Genomic DNA, 816 nt, shown 5'->3' with positions numbered 1-816 from the left:
GGCCAGGCCATCGAGGGCATTCTCATCATCATGGGCGCCTACCTGACGGTCAGCCTGTCGATCTCGATATTCATGAACTGGTACAACAAGCGCATCGCGCTGGTGGAGCGTTGATATGAGCAGCACTACGCATATCCCCACCGAAGGGCTGCCGCCGCCCAAGACCCACGTCGGCGTCTGGGCCTGGGTGCGCGAGCGCCTGTTTTCCTCGCCGCTGAACATCCTGATCACCGTACTGGTGGCCTGGTTCCTGTTGATGTCGGTGCCGGCGCTGGTGGAATGGGCTTTCATTAAAGCCAACTACACCGCCGCCAACGCGCAGGAATGCCGCGCATCCGTCGGCGGCGCCTGCTGGGCCTTCATCATCGAGAAGCACCGCCTGATCCTGTTCGGCACGTATCCGTACGACGAGCAATGGCGTCCGCTGATCGCGACCCTGATCCTGATCGCGGTCATCGTCTGCAGCGGCATCCGCCGCTTCTGGAACGGCAAGCTCGCTGTCATCTGGACCGTCGGCCTGACCGCCGTGGCCCTCTTGATGTGGGGCGGCGTGTTCGGCCTGACCTACGTGGAAAACGCACGCTGGGGCGGCCTGCCGCTCACGCTGATCCTGTCCACGTTCGGCATCGCCTTCGCCTTCCCGATCGGCGTGCTGCTGGCCCTGGGCCGGCGCTCGAAGATGCCCGCCATCAAGGCGCTGTGCGTCGTGTACATCGAGCTCATCCGCGGCGTGCCGCTGATCAGCCTGCTGTTCATGTCGTCGGTGATGCTGCCGCTGTTCCTGCCCGAAGGCTTTTCCATCGACAAGCTGTTGCG

The 816-nt window shown here is 63.6% G+C and carries 1 protein-coding gene and 1 pseudogene; both read left to right on the top strand.

The genetic code is table 11. The annotated features are described in order from the left end of the window. Positions 1–114 (top strand): annotated as a pseudogene (locus U858_RS35500) (amino acid ABC transporter permease); the annotation flags it as partial. A gap of 1 nt (position 115) precedes the next feature. Further along, positions 116–816, top strand: a 701-nt coding sequence (locus U858_RS0133015; RefSeq protein WP_025141347.1) for an ABC transporter permease subunit, incomplete at its 3' end; no start/stop codon positions are given.

The organism is Achromobacter sp. DH1f (genome assembly GCF_000633435.1).
GTDB lineage: Bacteria > Pseudomonadota > Gammaproteobacteria > Burkholderiales > Burkholderiaceae_B > Achromobacter > Achromobacter deleyi.
This window is presented reverse-complemented; position numbering and strand designations above follow the sequence as displayed.